The sequence below is a fragment of the Paenibacillus sp. FSL R10-2778 genome (assembly GCF_038593035.1).
Classification (GTDB): Bacteria; Bacillota; Bacilli; order Paenibacillales; family Paenibacillaceae; genus Paenibacillus_AQ; species Paenibacillus_AQ odorifer.
Genome location: NZ_CP151956.1, coordinates 1,775,654 through 1,795,988 on the forward strand (window position 1 = coordinate 1,775,654; position 20,335 = coordinate 1,795,988).

Sequence of the window (20,335 nt, forward strand, 5' to 3'; positions counted from 1 at the left end):
TCACAAGTTGTGGACGGGGCTTTGGAAGGTCATCAACTGGCTTTCCAAAGCCTTATTTATATATTGGGTCTACACAAACATATGGGAGAGTGTAGAAATGATGGAAAGCAGATTTTCACAGAACAAGCCGGAAGAGAAATTGGCGCTGCCTTCTAGGGAACAGCTGGAGTGGCAGGACCTGGAGCTGGGGATGTTTTGCCATTTTGGCATCAATACGTTTTGCGATCAGGAGTGGGGAGAAGGCAATGATTCACCTGCGGTCTTCAATCCGCTTCATTTGGATGCCCACCAATGGGTTAGTACAGCCAAAGAAGCTGGATTCCGTTATTTTATACTGACAGCTAAACATCATGATGGCTTCTGCTTGTGGCCGACTGCGACAAGTACTTATTCTGTGGCTTCTAGCCCATGGAAAGAAGGGCGCGGCGATGTCGTCAAGGAATGCGCGGAGGCTTGCCGTGAACTTGGAGTTGGCTTCGGCATTTATTTGTCTCCGTGGGACAGACATGAGCCCTGTTATGCAGATCCGCAAGCGTACGATGATTTCTATGCCCTGCAATTGCAGGAATTGCTTACGGGCTATGGTCCGCTTACGGAAATTTGGTTCGACGGCGCAGGGTCGGAGGGCCGCAATTACGATTGGCAGCGGATTATGGATCTGATCAAGCGCCATCAGCCAGGCGCCATGGTGTTTAATATGGGGGCACCAACGATCCGCTGGGTTGGCAATGAGGATGGCGTTGCTCCTTATCCATGCTGGAACACTGCGAATTCTGCGCGGGGTAGCATGTTCAGTGAAGCTTCATTGAACTGGCTTCCCGGAACGCCGAGCTGGGTGCCTGCGGAATGCGATGTGCCCATCCGTAAAGACCGCTGGTTCTGGCATCCTGAGGAGGAGCATCTGCTGCTGTCTCTGGAGCAGCTAATGGATATTTATTATCGTTCGGTTGGACATGGGGCAACTTTGCTGCTCAATGTAGCCCCTGACAACCGCGGGCTGTTTCCGGAGGCTGATGTGCAGCGGCTGCTGGAATTCGGCAAGGAGATAAGACGCAGATTTGACAAGGCTCTGGCGGTAACAGCAGGTACTGGAGATATTGTTGAACTGGAATTGCCAGCAGCTACTGTGATTGATCATGTCGAGATTATGGAGGATATCGTTTACGGCGAAAGAGTAGAAGGATATATGCTGGAAGCGTACAGCAACGGAGCGTGGCTGGAGTTGAAGCGTGGCAGTTCGATTGGCCATAAGAAAATCGACGCCTTCCCTCCGGTTGTCGCAGAGAAAATCCGCTTACGGGTGTCAGAAGCTGCCGCAAGCCCCAAGATCAGACGGCTTGCCGTCTACCACTGCGGGGAATCGTTACAATAAATGTTAATAAAGGAGGTTGTCGATAATGAACCTGCTCACCTGGAACAACGGACACTATTTGCTGGACGGACAGCCTTATCGTATCGTATCGGGAGCCATTCATTATTTTCGGGTCGTGCCTGAATATTGGAAAGACCGGCTGCTGAAATTGAAAGCCTGCGGATTCAATACCGTGGAGACCTACATCGCCTGGAATATACATGAACCTAAAGAAGGGGAGTTCGTATTTGATGGCATGGCCGATGTGGTATCTTTTATCGAGCTGGCTGGGGAGCTTGGGCTTCATGTTATTGTCAGACCGAGTCCATTCATCTGTGCGGAGTGGGAGTTCGGAGGCCTGCCGGGCTGGTTGCTAGCTTACGGGGAACTCCAGCTTCGCTGCTGTGACCCTCTTTATTTAAGCAAGGTAGACCGTTATTACGATGAGCTAATTCCTCGGCTGGTTCCGCTGCTCTCCACACATGGCGGACCAATTCTGGCCGTTCAGGTAGAAAATGAATATGGCAGCTATGGTAATGACAGTGGCTACCTGGGCTATATGCGTGATGGACTGGTCAGCAGAGGGATCGATGTGCTGCTCTTTACTTCCGACGGACCAACCGATGAGATGTTGCTCGGTGGAACACTGGAGGATGTGCATGCGACAGTCAATTTCGGCTCCAGTACAGAGGAATCCTTCCGCAAATATCGGGAATACCGCTCTGAAGAGCCGCTTATGGTGATGGAATACTGGAATGGCTGGTTTGATCACTGGATGGAGGATCATCATGTACGGGATGCCGGGGATGTAGCAGGTGTTCTGGATGAGATCCTGACCCAGGGCTCCTCATTTAATATGTACATGTTCCATGGTGGAACCAATTTTGGTTTCTATAATGGTGCGAATCATATCGTCACCTACGAGCCAACGACTACAAGCTATGACTATGATGCCCCGCTCACGGAATGGGGAGATACGACGGCGAAATTTGAAGCTGTCCGGTCGGTACTCAGCAACCATGGATTTGCCCCGACTTGTCCACTCCCTGAGCCGATTCCGAAGATTTCTTACGGGAAAGTCGCTTTGACGGAAAGAGCGGAACTATTCACGGCTTCCAATCTGGAGAAGTTATCAGAGACGGTGAACAGCGTGTGTGTACAGCCGATGGAGAAGCTCGGACAATCCTATGGTTTTATATTGTACAGCACTTTTGTGCAGGGACCGCGGTCCAGACAGAAGCTTTACATCGAGGGCGTGCGCGATCGGGCGCAGGTCTTCCTGGATGGAGAGGTGCTTGGGGTGATTGAGCGCTGGAATCCGCTGCCACTGGAACTTTCCATCCCCGCTGGGGGAGCGCAGCTGGATATCCTTGTCGAGAACATGGGGCGAATCAATTACGGGCCGCTCATTCGCGATCCGAAAGGGATTCTGGACGGGGTTCGGATTGATAACCAGCTGCAATATAACTGGACGATTCGTACTTTGCCGTTGGAACAGGAACAGCTGGCTTCACTAGCGTACAAGAAGCACCCGGTGGAGAAGCAGCAAGCTGCGACCCTTTCGGGTCTGCCCGGATTCTACCGGGGCTGCTTCGAGGCGGAGGAGATTGGCGATACCTTTCTACGATTCGATGGATGGAATAAAGGGGTCGCCTGGATTAACGGATTTAATCTGGGCCGTTACTGGAACGTTGGACCGCAGCGGGCGCTATATATCCCTGGTCCACTCTTGCGCAAGGGGAGCAATGAGCTGGTTCTTTTGGAGCTGCATGGTTGTGCGGAGACTTGCGAGATTGAGCTTGTGAACCTTCCTGATCTGGGAAGAACTTCGGCCGTCGATGACGCCGTGTTGAATTTTGTGCAGGATGATAACTTGTAGATGCCTTTAGCTTTAACCAATTCTAAGATTGGGGTGAACAAATGCGTAAACCAAGTCTATTTTTAGTATTAGTTCTCATTGTTGATCTTTTTTCTTCCTGTGGGGGAGTTCTTTATCCCTCGCATAGCAGGGCATCTGCGGCTGCATCAAATCTTATGCTTAACGGAAGCTTTGAGAATACAACGACAGCCCTTGACTCAACCTGGACAGGGGTTACAGACGCTGCTCCGGTAGGCTGGAGCTTATGGGTCCCTACAGGTAGCGGGAAAGGCACGAATAAAACAGCGAATATCAAGATAGACGCTGGCACTGCGCATGAAGGAACCCGGTCCATGCTGTTCGATGCCTTTGCCACAAGCAGGATTTCCATCAATCAGGGGGTAACTTCGGTTATCCCCGGTAAATCCTACAGACTTAAAGTCTGGTTAAAGACGGACAACGTCACTGGACAGGGAGCCTACTTTAGAACACAGTATTACAATACTGCCAAAGTGGGAGATGGACCTTCCTCTCCCAAAATAACAGGCACACAGGACTGGAGTATGCAGCAAGTACTTCTAACTATGCCGGCTAACGCGACGAAGCTAGTCATCGAGCCTTTTTTGGAGACTGGAAAAGGAAAGCTATGGATAGATGATATCGCTTTGGAGGAATATGCGGGTCTTACAGGAATTGCGCTAGACCGTACGGCCTTTTCTATGGTCAAAGGGGACACGGTTGCACTTCTGCCGACTTTATCCCCTATAACGGCGGTGGATAAAACGGTAGTGTGGACTTCGAGCAATCCAGAAGCTGCGACTGTGGACGCACTTGGTAATGTAATGGGTACGGGGATCGGTTCTTCGACCATCAAGATCGCCACACCGGATGGTAGCCTTGCAGCCGAATGTCTGGTTACTGTCGAAGCTCCCGACACGATACAGGCCTACAATAAACTGAGGCTGAAATGGTACGACCGATTAAGTGGCGGTCAATACGATGGGAGTGATCCTGATATAGCTGCTAGTATTAACGCTCAGGCTGCATCGGCTGCTGCACTTTGGGAGAGTATGGATAAATCCTCCGGCCGCACCTCCTTGTGGAGTGATACCGCGAGCACTACAGATTCGCAGTTTATTACAAGCGCTTACAATCGCTTGAAGACTATGGCATTGGCCTATTCTGTGGAGGGATCGGAGCTTTACGGCAACAGCACTTTGGTGAATGATATTGTAAGCGCAATCAATTGGATGTATACAAACCGCTATAATCCGAGCAAAAGCGCTTATGGGAACTGGTGGGACTGGGAGATTGGCACGCCGCAGATTGTGAATGATCTTATGGTGCTCATGTATGACCATCTAACACCGCAGCAAATCAATCAGTATCTTGCGGCTATTGATGCCTTCTGTCCAGACCCGAAAGTAGGGTCGGTGCTTGGCGTTAAAGGCACGAAGATGACGGGAGCAAATCTACTAGACAAAGCACTTGTGGTCACGGTAAGAGGCGTGATTGGCAACAACAGTGCAAAGATCATTCAGGGCCGTGATTCCATTGGCTCCGAGTATGTTTACACGACTCATGGTGACGGTGTGTATAAGGATGGTTCCCTCGTTCAGCATAATAATATTGCCTATACGGGAGGATATGGTTCGGTCTGGCTCAAAGGGACGGCGGACATGTCTTATCTGCTGACCGATTCTCCATGGCCAATAACGGACCCGAATGTTCTGAACATTTACGAATGGGTGGCTCAGACTTACGAGCCGGTGATCTACAACGGTCAATTTATGGATTCGGTAAATGGCAGAGGTATATCTAGAAAAGGAAGCGGCAGCGCAAGAGGGTTAATTGTCACCTTGCTGCGGATGGCTGAAACTGCTCCGGAGAATATTGCAGTATCCATAAAGCAAGCGGCGAAAGAATGGATCTCAGCGAATATGACATCCGGCAATTATTATGAAGGGTTGTCGCTTGCAGATATAACGATTGTGAAAAAGCTGATGAATGACGGGAAGATCAATCCAAGAGGAGCTCTCATTAAGAATCAGGTATTCGCCGGCATGGACCGGGTGGTTCATCTACGCGAAGGTTACGGCTTCGGCTTGAGTCTGTTCTCGAATCGCATCTCGGCGTTTGAGAAAGGGAACAACGAGAACCTGAAAGGATGGTATACGGGGATTGGGATGACCTATTTATACAATCAGGATCTGACCCAATACCGGAATGACTTCTGGCCTACCGTCAATTCCTACCGCTTGTCTGGCACGACAACGGATGGATCGGGGCAGGGGATGGTGCCTGTGGAATGGAAAAGTTACATGAATCCGAAAACCTGGGTGGGTGGATCGTCGCTGGAAGGCCTATACGGTGCAGCAGGTATGGATTTCTCACTCTCCCAAGTGACCGGTAGCGATTTGCAAGGCAAGAAATCCTGGTTTATGTTCGATGATGAGATTGTGGCGCTTGGTTCGGGAATTTCCAAATCAACTGCCGGCCCGCAGTCTGTTGAGACGATTATCGATAACCGGATGCTTAACGAAGTGGGAAACAACAAACTTCTAATCAACGGAGCTGTAGAACCGTCACAGTCCGGATGGTCAGCGACGTTAAAGAACGTTCAATGGGCCCATCTGGAGGGTAATGTGCCAGGTGCCGACGTGGGCTACTATTTCCCTGAAGCTCCAAGTATACTGGCGCAACGTGAAGCCAGAACCGGCAGTTGGAAAGAGATTAATGCCACTCAATCCGATGTTCCCATTACGCGCAACTATTTAAGCCTGGCAGTTGAGCATGGAGATACGCCTACGAATGGCTCATACTCCTATGTTCTGTTGCCTAATCGTGACATTTCAGGTACTGAGGATTACAGTGGCAATCCGGATATCGAAGTGCTGCGCAATACAGAGGATGTGCATGCGGTCAGAGAGAAGAAGCTGGGCATAACCGCCGCTAATTTCTGGAATCCAGGAACAGTAGATTCCATCAAGGCACTCAATCCAGCTTCCGTGATGATTCGGCAGATCGATCAGGAGCTTGTCGTTTCGGTGTCTGATCCTACTCAGTCTCAAAACCTATTGTCCCTGGAACTGGATATACCGGGGTTGACACTGCTCAGCAAAGATAGCAAGACGGATGTAGTGCAAGCTTCGGGAAATACAGTTATAACGGTGGATGTGAAGAATTCTATAGGGGCAACGCATGTATTGAAATTTAATATTACTGAAGGAGAGACTCCAAAAGACGAATATGACGAGCTTCGTGGAAGATGGGTGGAGTATTTGACCGGAGGGCATTCCTTCGACCCGAATAACCCGGACATTGCCAAGTCTATAAAGACTTTATCCGATAAGATCAGTAATCAGGAGCGAACTGGATTCTGGGATACGATGAACAAGCAAATGAACCGTACTTATTTATGGAGCGATAAGCCGGGCAGCACAGCGGATGCTTTTGATACGGCAGCCTCTTATAACCGGTTGAAGGATATGGCTATTGCCTTTTCGACATCCGGTTCACCATTGTACGAGAATATGCAGTTGAAATCAGATATTCTGGATGGTTTAGATTTCTTATACGCGAATTGGTATAACGAAACTAAACTGGAGAAAGGCAATTGGTTCGAATGGGAGATCGGCATTCCGCTTGCATTGGGAGATACGATGGCCTTAATGTTCGAGTATTTGTCAGCCGATCAGATTACCAAATATACCAAAGCCATTGATAAATTCTGCCCGGACCCAACCAAACGGACCAATCAACCCTCGTTGATGGAAACCGGCGCGAATCGGCTGGATAAAGCACTGGCAGTGGTCTTGAGGGGCATTCATAATCGTGACAGTGCGAAGATCAAACAAGGGCGGGATGCGGTTAGCCAAGTATTACCCTATGTGACCCGCGGAGACGGATTTTATGAGGACGGCTCCTTTATCCAGCATAATAATATTGCTTATACCGGCAGTTATGGGGCTGTATTGCTTGGCGATATGATGAAAATGATGACTTTGCTGACAGGGTCCTCTTGGCCGCTGACTGATACCAATATGAAGAATGTATACAACTGGGTAACGGATTCTTATGAACCTCTCGTCTACAGAAAATTAATGATGGATATGGTGTTCGGTAGATCGATAGCCCGGGGAAACCGGCAGCTCGTGCCTTGGTCGCATATTTTGCGGCTGGCTTCTTCCGCGCCACCGGAGCAAGCGGCCCGATTTAAATCGATGGTGAAGTATTGGTTCGAAGCCGATACGGTAGTAGAAAGTTATTACGACGGTCTAAGAGTAGCCGATATAGTTCTGCTCCAGACGCTTATGGACGATCCAGAGGTGCAGCCATCAGGAGACCTTACTGTGCATAAGCAGTTTTCGGCTATGGACCGGATTGTCCACCATCGGCCTGGATATGCCTTTGGGATCAGCATGTCTTCGGCCCGAATTGCCAACTATGAAGCGGGCACAGAGAATCTGAAGGGCTGGTATACAGGCGAAGGCATGACCTATCTGTATAATCAGGATCTGGATCAATATGCAGATGCATTCTGGCCGACCGTGAACGCTTATCGTCTGCCTGGGGTTACATCGGATGGGGCAAGTCGCGGTGCAGCCAAGACTACATCTAAAACATGGGTGGGAGGATCATCCATAGACGGCCTTTATGGAGCGGCCGGCATGGATCTGGATCCGGATAACAGCACATTGTCCGGTAAAAAGTCCTGGTTCATGTTCGATGATGAAATCGTAGCACTTGGGGCAGGCATTACAAGCACGGATAACCGCAAGGTGGAGACCATCGTAGATAACCGTAAGCTCAAGGCGAGCGGAGACAATGTACTTACGGTCAACGGAGAGGCCAAGCCATCCGCGCTGGGTTGGTCTGAGTCAATGAATCAGGTGCATTGGGCACATCTGGAAGGCAATGTTCCCGGCTCGGGAATCGGTTATTATTTCCCTGATGCCCCAACGATAGACGGTCTGCGTGAGTCTCGGACTGGCGCATGGAAGGATACTAATCAAGGGGGATCAACGGAGCCGATTACGAGAAATTATGCCAGCCTGTCGATTGCTCAGGGAACGAATCCGGTGAATCAATCGTATTCGTATGTGCTGCTGCCGAATCAGGATGAAACGGCGACAGCGCGCTACAGCAGTAGTCCTGACATTGAAATTATAGCCAACACGGATAGTGTGCAAGCCGTCAAGGAACAGAAGCTGGGACTTACGGCTATGAACTTCTGGGTACCGGGAATGATCGAATCCGTGCGCGCCAATCATCCAGCCTCCATTATTATCAAGGAGTCTGGAGATGAACTGACGATAGCCATTTCGGATCCGACACAGTCTCAATCTGTGGTGAATGTGGATGTCGGCAGAACCGCGCTGGAAGAGCTGATGAAAGATCCAACCGTAACGGTACTGCAGACCTCACCGAGGATTGAACTCGCAATTCATACCAGCGGGTCCAAAGGAAAAAGCCATGTTGTCAAGTTCAGAATTGATCCGAATGCCGAGCCTTCTGAGCCTTCCGATTCGGAACCAGACGAAGCGGTAATAACGAAGCTGTATGTTTCTGAAGATGCGTATGTCAATGGAGGATCGAAAGCTGCAGTCAATTATAGTTCGGTCAATTACTTGCAGATCAGAAATGGCAGCGGGGACACAGACAGAAGGGTTTATCTAAAATTCGATCTGAGTCCATTTCTCGGTGAAGTTGGTTCTGTGAAGCTGAATGTGTTCGGAAAGACAAATGACGGGGCAGGCACTTTGTCCGATATCGGTGTATTTGGAGTCCAAGATGATGATTGGACGGAGGCAACGCTAAATTACAATAATGCTCCAAAAATCGGTACTCAAGCTGCGCTGCAGACTTTTTCCGGACCGGAGCAGTGGCGGCAGTTCGATATTACCTCATGGGTTGGCACGGAGTTCCCTTCCGATCCGGTGATAAGTCTGGCTCTTAGGCAGGTAGGCTATAATCTCGCCACAGACATAAGAAGCCGTAAGAATGAGAATGGCAAATATGCCGCGTATCTGGAAATTTTGCCGAAAGATACAACACCTCCAATCACGAAGGCTACCATACTTGGAGAAACAGGAGAAGGGGGCGCATATAAGGGCAAAGTCAATATCACTTTTGATGTCACCGACCAATCCAATGGGGGAGCTGTCGGCTGGGGAGTCAAGCGGACAGAATACCGGCTCAACGGTGGTGCATGGAATACGGTTACTCAGAGTGTATATATCGAGAACCCCGGAACCTTCGGGATCGATTATCGTTCGGTGGATAAGGCTGGAAATGTAGAGCCTTTCCGACAGCTTCAGGTGACAGTCATGGAGCCTACAGAAAGAGTCTCAACGGCAATTAGCGGCCCGGAAAGCCTGGGTGTCGGGGAGACCGGAACGGCGGTTACTTCGGTAGTGTACAGCGATGGCAGCCGTTATATAGTAACCGAAGGTATAGTCTATGAGAGCAGCGATCCTAACGTCGCAAGTATAGGCAAAGATGGCCATATTGAAGCTAAAGGACCGGGCGTTTCGGTTATTTCATCCGTATATGACAACATGACCGCTTCCTATTTATTAAAGGTGTATGGACAACTGCCGGAGCTCGTCTCTATTTCGTTAAGCGGTCCGACATCCTTGGAAATAGGGCAGAGCGGTAAGGTGGTCACAACGGCGGTATATAGTGATGATAGCCACCTTACGGTAACCGAGGGTGTGATCTACGAGAGCAGTAACAGGAAGGTAGCCACAGTAACGGCAACGGGGCAGCTGCAAGCACTTGATCCGGGCATGACTGTGATTACTGCAAGTTACGGAGGACGGCAGAGCAGTCTGACGCTTCAGATTCTACAAGCGGAAGACAATACTTCAACTGTTCCGAGTCCGCAACCACAAGTGCCTTCCGTACCGGAGGTAACAGCGGGGCGGCTGCAACTAAACGCAGCTTCGTTGAACGATCTTTCGGCAGCCATTGTCTACGAGGGTAAATTGAGAATGCTAGTATTGCCGGGGATGGCAGCAGACATGCTCAAACAGAAGCCGCTTCGGGTAGAGGCTTCTAACTTTAATGTGACCCTTCCGGCAGCGGTGCTTCAACAATTGCGGGGTTTGATTCCTGCGGAGCAATTGGCCGGCAGCCAGATCTTTCTGGAGGCTTCTGAGGTGAATGGGGAAGCGGCGCAGAGAATACTAGCTAGCGCAGAGAAGAAATCTGGTGCAGTGCTAAACCAGGCAGGAGAGTTCCTTCTCTTTAACCTGTATATTGTTGCTGGTGACGGTACAAGAAGCATACTTCCCCAATTTGTTGAGCCCGTTACATTAGAGCTTAACGCCTACCCTGAGGCCAAAAGGAATTTGCTCGGCGGCTATTATTTTCCGGATTCCGGAAATATAGAGTATGCGGGCCGTTCCTGGCTGAAGGGCAAGGTGGCTCTGCGCACCGAACACTTAGGCACATATGCCGTGCTGGAATACAACAAATCGTATGACGATGTTCCTTCTGGACATTGGGCGGCGGCGGTTGTACAAGAGCTAACAGCCAAACATCTGATTCAAGGAGTCGGACTTCGGAATTTCGAGCCGAACCGGTCAGTGACCCGTGCAGAATTTACAGCTATGCTGATCCGCTTGCTAGGACTTGAAGGGAAATCATCTACAGCATTTGCAGATGTATCTGCGGATGAGTGGTATGCGGAGGAAGTGGCGCAGGCTGTAGAGGCGGGGATAGTCCATGGAGTGAGTGAGACTCGCTTCTCTCCAGAAGCCCCTATTTCCCGCCAAGAGATGGCGGTCATGGTGATGCGAGCCTACGAATATGTCAGCGGGAAAAAGGTGGAACCGAAGCCTGTAATCCAATTCGGTGACTTGCGTGCGGCTGCCTCATGGGCCCGTGAATCGATCATTGCTGCCCAAGCCCTTGGACTTATTCAGGGTCGAAGTGACCAGCGATTCGCTCCGGGAGGCTCAGCAACTCGAGCTGAGAGTGCAATGGTTCTATACAATCTTTTAGCAATTAAGATTGAAAAGTAAGAATTTGAAGCCAGGGCTTTGGGAAGGTTCAGTAGAACCATTCCAGAGCCCTTTTGGCGTTTAGAGAAATCGGCAGGTTTGGATGGGCAGAGCTTTCGTTGAGGTTTCATTTCTACTCGGTTTGTGAATAATGGAGGATTGAATAGGAAGGGAGCATTAGAGATGCAGGTGTATATGGACATTGTGCTTAGGGCCTTTGTTGCTATGATCATGCTTTTGCTGATCGCCAAAATATTGGGAAAACAAACGTTATCTAACTTGACCTTCCACGATTTCGTGACGGGTATTATATTGGGCTCAATAGCCGCGAACTTGGCGTTTAATAAACAGCTGCATTCTTCCTACATGATCCTGGCGCTTATAGTCGTTACCGTTACATCTTTTTTACTATCTATCATCGCTTTAAAAAGTCGTAAAATGAGAAGCTGGATTTCAGGTTCACCCACTGTACTTATTGAGGATGGGAAAATTCTTGAGCAAAATATGAAAAAGGTAAGGTATTCGTTGGACTCTTTGGATCAGGCCTTGAGAGAAAAGGAAATTTTTAATCTAGAGGTAGTAGAATACGCTGTGCTGGAAGATAACGGAATGGTGTCTGTATTAAAGAAACAAGAGTACCAATATGTTACCCGAAAAGATCTAAAGCTGTTGTCCGTTCCTCAGAGCTTTCCCGTTGAATTGATTATGGATGGAATAATGCTCGCAGATAATCTTAAGGATAATGGCCTGACCCAAGAGTGGCTGGAGAACGAGTTAAGACGTAAGGGGAAACAAATTTCTGATGTGTTTTACGGGGTAAGAGGAACGCAGCAGCAGCTCATTTTTGACTATTATGAAGACGGGATAAAGAAACCTATTGATAAAGAATAGCTTTTGTTCATATTGGAGATTGACGGATACCTAAGCAGCGTCTTATAATGTTTATATAATTATTAATTAGTTAATAAAAATATAAACGTTGAGAGGCGGTATTTAACCATGGCAGAACGTGCGATCCTTAATACTGACATTCGCAAAGGGACGATTAACAGAAATATTTACGGACATTTTTCTGAGCATCTTGGCCGTTGCATTTATGAAGGGATTTGGGTTGGAGAAGATTCAACTATTCCTAACACCAACGGTATTCGTAATGATGTCGTGAAAGCGCTTAAGGAAATTAAAATTCCTGTACTACGCTGGCCAGGTGGCTGTTTCGCGGATGAATATCACTGGAAAGATGGTATCGGAGCCCGTGAAGGTCGTAAACGTATGATTAACACTCACTGGGGCGGAACGGTTGAGAACAACCATTTTGGTACGCATGAATTCATGGAATTATGTGAGATGCTGGAATGTGAGCCTTACATTAACGGTAATGTGGGCAGTGGTACCGTTCAAGAGATGTCCGAATGGGTGGAGTATTTAACCTTTGGAGGCGTATCTCCAATGTCCGAGCTTCGCCAGCAGAATGGCCATCAAGAGCCTTGGGCTGTGACTTATTTTGGCGTGGGGAATGAGAACTGGGGCTGCGGCGGGAATATGCGTCCAGAATATTATGCAGATCTTTATCGCCAATATCAGACGTATGTACGAAATTACGGGGACAATCGTATTCACCGGATTGCTTGTGGTCCTAACGTGGATGATTATCACTGGATGGAGGTTCTGATGCGTGAGGCAACACGCTTTATGGACTCGATTACCCTGCATTATTATACAATTCCTGGTCCAGCATGGGAGAATAAAGGTGCAGCTACAGGCTTTGAAACGAGTGAATGGTTTAGTACATTAGAGAAAGCCCTTCGCATGGATGAGCTGATCACCAGACATGGCGTTATTATGGATAAATATGATCCGGATAAAAGAGTAGGTCTTATCGTAGATGAGTGGGGAACTTGGTATGATGTAGAGCCGGGGACGAATCCAGGATTCCTGTATCAACAAAATTCAATTCGGGATGCTCTTGTAGCAGGCGTGACCTTGAATATTTTCCATAAACATAGTGACCGGGTACGGATGGCAAATATTGCGCAGACGATTAACGTACTTCAGGCAGTTATATTGACCGAAGGGGAAAAGATGGTGCTGACCCCAACGTATCATGTATTCAATATGTTTAAAGTCCATCAGGATGCGGAGTTGCTGGATTTAGCACTGGAAAGTGGCACTTACAGCTTTGAAGGCCGTGAGATTCCTGAAGTATCTGCTTCGGCTTCCGTAACTGCTTCTGGAATCATCCATGTCAGTCTTTGCAACTTGAACCATGCTGCTTCTGCTGCTGTTCCACTTGAGCTTCGTGGTCTTTCCGGGAAGAAGGTTGAAGTGACAGGCACAACACTTGCCGGTGATAAAATTGATGCTCACAATACCTTCAGCCAACCGGAGGCGGTAGTGCCGCAAGCCTTCACTGCCTTCACTCTGGAGGGTGATCTTCTTAATGTTGAACTGCCTCCAATGTCAGTAACTGTGCTGGAGATTACGCCGAAGGCTTAAGGTGGTGTTACCATGTCAACAACATCAACATGCAAGGGATGCAGAGAGGATTATAAAGTTACGCCAACGCAGATTAATCGTATCTTGTCTTCTTCCATGTTTAAGCCAGAGTTTTGTGTTCCAGATGAAGTTTACGCTGAACGGGTTGCCCTTTGTGGGACTTGCCCTAAGCTGCACGAAGGGGTAACTTGCGTCGCTTGCGGCTGCATCATCCCCGTAGTAGCCAAGCTTAAGGAACGTAGTTGTCCATTGCCGGGGGGTGGCTTGTGGGGTCCCTTTATCGAAAAGAATTAAGCTAAAATAAGAGCCGCATTCGACTCTCCAATGGGAGGTGAATGCGGCTTTATTCTTGGTTATCCGTATAGAACAACTCAACGATTAGATCTTCATTATAATTTCCAAAACCTTTGCCAAAAAGAGTAATCCCGCCAATATGCTCGGCATCTTCATCTACGGAAAGCTTGAAAGACCACTGTTTGTCACGGATATTCACTTGATCAAGGGTAACTTCTGAGAGCTTTAAACCATCCATAAATGTACCTTTCGCTGTAATACGCAGCTGCTTGAGCAAGCCGTATTGGTTCGTGAGTGCTGGCCACCAGGCCGGTGTATATTTACCACGGCTATCCCCGTAGTCACCGGGACTTGTCCAGAATCCAAGCTTCACTCCGTTCAGAGTGAATGTGATATCCGAAGGCCAATTATTATTAATGGAAGGTGCTTCGGAAGCAATTTCCATGGTTATAATCAGTTCCTCAGGATGCTGGCTGGAGAGTAGGAAATTAGGGATTTTATATTCGATAAATCCTTTGCCGAACCAAAGAATCCCCGCATTCATACGCTCAAGATCCCAGAAATAGCGGGGATCATCAAAACTGCCGATCACTTTCTCAGTAGTTGCAAGACCACAGGTTGGCTCGATCAGGAAGTCGGAGTAATGTCCAACCGGAATTTCCTTGCGATAACTTTTGCGCTCATTGATCTGTCTGCCTGGGAAGGTGATTTCTGCTCCTTCAGCAGCTAGAGTACAGATCTTTTGCAGACCACTTCGACCAGGTGCCATATGCGTCTGGATCAGTCCGGCAGCTTCCAGCTTACGCACATGCATAGTCATAATGGCGCTGCTCAAATTTACTGCTGCGGCCAATTCCTTAACATTCATAGGATTTTCGGCAAGTAAACGCAACAAGTGCAGGCGTACTGAGCTGGCTAAAGCTTCATAGACGGGAAGGGATTCTTCCGACAGGTCAAGTTTCATAAGTGGCCTCCAATTAAAATTTATGGGCTAATCGCCGATGATTAAGAAATTTATTAATAACAATATAATAATCGACGTTTATTTCGGACGTATAGTTAATGATTATATTAGTTAAATACTTTTTTTACAATATGGGACTTTAAAAAAAGAACGGAGCCTGTGGCTCCGCTCTCTTTCCAAATCAAATCTTGCTTAATCTACGTTCGAGCTATACTCTGCCTGTACTTCATCTGACTTGAGCGCTCTGCTGTAAATCTTCAGTTCATCAATCATGCCCTTAAATGGTGCATCCCAATAGTTGACGCCTAGAGCGAAAACGCCGTTTTTGTTCTTAAAGACATTCGGGAAGCCCTCACCAGAGAACTGCTCTACTCCGTTAAGGTAAACTTTTACGGTACCATTGCTGACCGTAAACGCAACATGTGTCCATGCGTTTACTGGAATCTTCATGGCAGAAATAGCATCATACCAAGCTTCTCCGGACCATAATAACGTTTTACCGCCGCCGTTCTGAGGAACGAAGCTAATCCAGCTATTTTTAGTGGCAGCGCCGAAGAAAGTAGTTGTTGCATCTGTAAGTTGTTCAGGGTTTAGCCACATAGATACGGTATAGGTATTGCTGTCAATTAATCCATCAGGCAAACGGATACCGGAGGTACCGTTGAATATTGCAGCTTGACCGAGGACACCGTTACCGTATGTGATATTGCCTACAGTTGGGCTATCTACTTTTGCTCCTGTAACTTCGCCTTTTCCGTTCAATTGGAAGGAGTCGTCCAGGTCGCCATCAAAAGCATAATGAGCTACTTTTCCATCAGTTACATTTACTGTGTAGCTGGCTGAAACTTCGCTTCCATCAGTCGCTGTTGCAGTAATTACAGCTTGGCCACCGACAGTTAGTGCTGTTACTATTCCGCTCGCTGCGTCAACAGCCACTACGCTGGAATCGCTAGAGCTCCAAGTTAGCGCCTTATTTCCGGCATTGGTTGGAAGCACACTAACTTGAGGGGTGAAAGTATTTCCTACAGCTACTGATTTAACAGCTTCACTGAATGAGATATTACTTACTTTAATGTTCGTATCAGGCTCACCGTTTACAAGCCAGCCCACAGCTTCCGCAGACAATGCTCTATCATACACGCGGAATTTATCAACCAAACCTTTGTATGGTGCATCCCAGTAGTTCACACCAAGAGCAAATACACCTTTTTCTGTATCGAAAATATCTGTGAATCCTTTTCCGGAGGATTTCAATATACCATTTACGTACATATTGACTGTTCCAGCATTGTAAGTGAAGGCAACATGCGTCCACTGGTTAACTGGAATTTGTAAGCCTGTATCAGCATCTAGCCAAGTATCGCTACCGAACCAGAGTCTGGTGGTTGCTCCACCGTTTCCATATGGCAGGAGACTGAACCAGTTCGTTTCGGTTTTAGCACCGAAGAATACAGGAGTAAAAGCTTTTAATTCGGATGGGTTCAGCCACATCCCTACCGAATATGCGCTACTTTGAATTAATCCGTCAGGTAGACGAACACCGGATTTACCATCAAACTTGGCTGCCTGACCGTCTTTACCAGCCTCAAAAGTGATGTCTCCATCCTCAGTGTTGTTGATCAGATTTCCGGTGACTATGCCGTCAGCTGTGCGATCCCCATTTTCTGCAAGGTCGCCATCAAAGTCAAAGGCAGCTACTAAGCCGTCTTCCAATTGCGTGCTCTTTTTTTCCATAACAACGGCGGTGAAGGTCTTAGTTACTGCGACTTCGCCTAGCTTAATTGTAGCAGTCAGTTCAACTGTAGCGTTTCCAAGTCCAAGTTCAGGACGAGTAACCTTACCATTGTTAGCAATTACGGCCTCATTGGAAGAGGACCATGAAATTTCTGCTCCGCGCAAGCCTTCCGTAGGGAGGGTGATGTCATCGTATATTTTTCTTGTGTCACCAATACTCAAGCCTGCAGCAATATTGTTCAAAATCTGCTCAACGCTCATCGATTGCATCTGGCTGCCCCAGATAGTGATTCCTTGATCTGACATTGCGGTGAACGTCATAACATGCTGTTGTCGTGAGGAATCCCATTGCTTCACAAATACACCTTTGTAGAGATGTTGTACGGTGTTTCCATTTTCCGTTTCGTTAATGAGCAAATGAGCGAAGTACTCATCCTTCAATTCCCAAGTTCCGGTTAACGATCCAGCGATCGTTCCGTCACTTTTTAGCTCGATATCTACTGTAGGTTTGATAACGCCTGAAACATCCTTGCCGTGGTTAACGAACTGATAAGAGCCGACAACATTATCCCGTGCTACAGCCCCAATAGTTTCACCCGTGTAACGATGTACGGCAGTTACTGGCCAGCCATCTTCGTTAGTGAACATTTGATGCACACGAAGTTCATGTGTTTCACCACGGAGTGGGAAACGAGTGTGGAAGAAGTTAAATATTTTACCCGTTTCATCATCATATTGTACCGAGTTATGTCCTGAGGACACATAACCATACGTTTGGAAATTCGGGTCTGCATTTTGATTTGTAAACATGAAGTTTCCTAACAGCTTATTACCATATGGTGTGTTGTCACCATCGGTAGTTAGAACAGCATTCTGTCCTGCTGCATCCGTATAAGGGCCGTCCGGATTTGTTGAACGGAACTGCCGCATGCTGTAACCGCCTTTGGAGTCCAGTCCACCGTAAGTTACATACAAGAAGTAGTAACCAGTATCCTTATCATAAACGATGTACGGACCTTCACCCGATTTGGTCATTCCGCCAGAAATATGGGTTCCGAAATAGCGGTCGATAAGACGTCCATCAGCGGTCTTTCCATCTTTGCCTGGATATTTAGGTTCTCCGGTAGCTGGATCAATCTCCAGAATGAATATACCACCTGACCATGAACCATAAGTCATCCAAAGCTTGTTGTCTTTGTCGTAGAAAATAGTTGGGTCAATTGCATTTGTATAGGTTTTGTTTTGATACAAACCACCTGCATTAAACCAATCTGGATTGACACCTTCCAACGTTCCATTGTCGATAAGGTCCTTGATATTTGTATTGTCCCATTTCTTATTTACTTTACTGTCACTGTCATAAGCCTCTTCCTTGGTGAAACCGGAATAAATTACGGTATTTCCATAAGTATAAGGCCCTTCGATATTTTGCGAAGTGGCGTAGCCAATCGCCGAACGGATATAAGTAGAAGAAGCGCTGTAATACATCATATAAGCGCCAGTTGTTCCATCAGCGTTCTTATAATCGTTATTCCAGAATACGTCCGGTGCCCAGATGGAGAATCCGCCTTTACTGTCCGAATCGTTCTCGCCAGCCCACTTAAAGGATTCTGCCAGATTCTTGGACAGATCACCAAAAATCACGTTGCCCGGTGTTGTATAACCATTAGTGAACTGTGTCCAGTTCATCAGATCATCTGATTTGGCCGCATCGATATGAGAGCCAAATACATAATAAGTTCCATTATCCACTACCACCGATGGATCATGTACCGAGACATTGGTGAGTGCTGGTGCAGTTGCTCCCGGACTAGGTGTAGCCGTTGGTGCCGGAGTAGCCGTCGGATTTGGTGTAGCCGTCGGATTTGGTGTAGCCGTCGGATCTGGTGTAGCCGTCGGATCTGGTGTAGCCGTCGGATCTGGTGTAGCCGTCGGATTTGGTGTAGCCGTTGGATCTGGTGTAGCCGTTGGGGCCGGAGTAGCTGTAACTTCCGGAGCCGAAGTAGCAACAGAACCGCCGTTAGATCCACCGGTACCAGTGGTTGCCGTAGCCGTTGGAGTTGGTGTTTCAAAATGGATTAACTGACTGTACTTGCTATCAAAGATAACCTTACCCGTGCCTTGGATGGTTAGGATATCGTTGAAACCAAGGATTAGATTCTTGATTTCTGTACCTGCCTCTACACGCAGCTTGGCTTTTTGCTTCAGTGTAACTTCAGCAATACTGCCTGCTGTCAGATGGAGTGTAGGCTCTCCCAACGCTTGAAGCTCAACGGAATCAAAGCTTCCTTTCAGCTTGAGGATGGAATCCTTAGGCAGCGTATTCTCAACAATAACCCGGCTGAAACCTGCCCCCGTTAATGCATCTTCCTCTAGTATTGCACTGGAATGTACGCGTACGTTTGGTACGGCACTTGTGCCTCTAGTAACGACTCGCAGCTTGCCGTTATGCTTATCTACTACCATTTCAGCAGCATTGGAGTCGCTTAGTACGACACTGTTTTCACCGCCACCAGAAACGAATACTTTTCCCTTAACAGTGACATTATTCAGTGTGACATCGCCCTCAGCAATACCTTCGGTAAGGTAGAGATTCCCTGAGATTGTGGAGTTTTTCAACTCTACGCCTGGGCTGCTGATAACCATATTCCGAGTGTTAATCCCCGAATAGCTTCCGCTCTTAGGCGTGATTTCTCCGCCAAGCTTCTCAATCATGCGCAGTGCTTCCGCTCTTGTTACAGCCTGAGTTCCTTTAAAGCTGCCGTCAGTGTAACCTTGCAGATAACCTTCACCAAGTAAAGACAATACTGCTTCTTGGCTCCATTCTGGCAAATCAGCAGCATCCTTTGGTGCAGAAGTGCCAACAGATGAGTTGAGTTGGAACAGTCTGTATAACATTACTGCAGCTTCTTGCCGACTTACTTGCTGTGCGGGTCGGAAGGTGCCATCGCTGTATCCTGTTACATATCCTGCAGCGGTTGCTTTTTGGATATCGCTGTAGTAAGCACCTGTCGTGGAAACATCCGTGAAGCCTATATCGGCTTTTTCCTGCAAATTAAAGACCCGATTAACCAGAGTAACCCACTCTGCACGGTTGATTTCTTGATTTGGCTTATATATTCCGTTTCCGTAACCGAGAATCAAGCCCTTATCTACCCAGGTTTGAAAATCTTTTTGTGCCCAGTGGCCGGAATAATCGGCAGTTTGTTGCTGAGTGGATAATGCGACTGCTTTGGAATCGCTTGCAGAAGCAGCAGAAATTAATGGAGCAGGCACTAATAGAGTGAGGGCAAGCAGGGAAGCGGTTAGTTTACCAGTAGTTTTTCTCAAATGTATGTTCCTCCGATTCTAGTGATGTAGAGCTTGTACACGCGTATTTTTCCAATTCCTCCCTTCTTTACTGAAAAAAATGTAAAACGCTTACATAAATAGCTACTAAAAAAACGCTTTCGAATATGAAAATGGTTTTAATTTATGTATTACTAAACCATAACACGGAAAACGTTTTATAATGCTCTCATTTTAAGCATGATATCAGCAAATAGTCAAATAGAAATTTAATGATTTATGAATCTTTTTATATTTTTATAAATTATAAATTCAAAATAGAGGTAAATGATTTAACTACT

At 47.5% G+C, this 20,335-nt stretch carries 8 protein-coding genes; 6 read left to right on the forward strand and 2 right to left on the reverse strand.

What is annotated here, in order from left to right:
* Positions 1-97 precede the first annotated feature (97 nt).
* The 6 genes from NST40_RS07715 (at position 98) to NST40_RS07740 (ending at position 14,008) form a co-directional block, all read left to right on the forward strand.
* Positions 98-1,372 carry an alpha-L-fucosidase gene (locus tag NST40_RS07715; RefSeq protein ID WP_342410574.1) on the forward strand — a complete coding sequence of 425 codons (1,275 nt, stop codon included), beginning with the start codon at positions 98-100 and terminating at the stop codon, positions 1,370-1,372.
* A gap of 25 nt (positions 1,373-1,397) precedes the next feature.
* Positions 1,398-3,230: a beta-galactosidase family protein gene (locus tag NST40_RS07720; protein ID WP_076220437.1), complete on the forward strand. Its 1,833-nt coding sequence runs from the start codon at positions 1,398-1,400 to the stop codon at positions 3,228-3,230.
* 41 nt (positions 3,231-3,271) lie between these two features.
* Positions 3,272-11,239 (forward strand): polysaccharide lyase family 8 super-sandwich domain-containing protein, encoded by a 7,968-nt coding sequence (locus NST40_RS07725; RefSeq protein ID WP_342410575.1) that lies wholly within the window; start codon positions 3,272-3,274, stop codon positions 11,237-11,239.
* A gap of 162 nt (positions 11,240-11,401) precedes the next feature.
* Positions 11,402-12,109 carry a DUF421 domain-containing protein gene (locus tag NST40_RS07730; protein ID WP_076126261.1) on the forward strand — a complete coding sequence of 236 codons (708 nt, stop codon included), beginning with the start codon at positions 11,402-11,404 and terminating at the stop codon, positions 12,107-12,109.
* A gap of 108 nt (positions 12,110-12,217) precedes the next feature.
* Positions 12,218-13,714: an alpha-N-arabinofuranosidase gene (locus NST40_RS07735; protein WP_076104908.1), complete on the forward strand. Its 1,497-nt coding sequence runs from the start codon at positions 12,218-12,220 to the stop codon at positions 13,712-13,714.
* A 12-nt stretch (positions 13,715-13,726) separates the two neighbouring features.
* On the forward strand, positions 13,727-14,008 hold the full coding sequence (locus NST40_RS07740; RefSeq protein ID WP_076100542.1) for a DUF6171 family protein: 282 nt from the start codon (positions 13,727-13,729) through the stop codon (positions 14,006-14,008).
* 49 nt (positions 14,009-14,057) lie between these two features.
* Here the strand turns inward: NST40_RS07740 and NST40_RS07745 are convergent, their stop codons facing one another.
* Complete coding sequence (locus tag NST40_RS07745) at positions 14,058-14,972, reverse strand: ArsR family transcriptional regulator (RefSeq protein WP_076277098.1); 915 nt, start codon at positions 14,970-14,972, stop codon at positions 14,058-14,060.
* Positions 14,973-15,164: 192 nt separating this feature from the next.
* The gene (locus NST40_RS07750; protein WP_342410576.1) at positions 15,165-20,036 is read right to left on the reverse strand and encodes a LamG-like jellyroll fold domain-containing protein; all 4,872 of its coding nucleotides are present in this window, start codon (positions 20,034-20,036) and stop codon (positions 15,165-15,167) included.
* Positions 20,037-20,335: the final 299 nt, after the last annotated feature.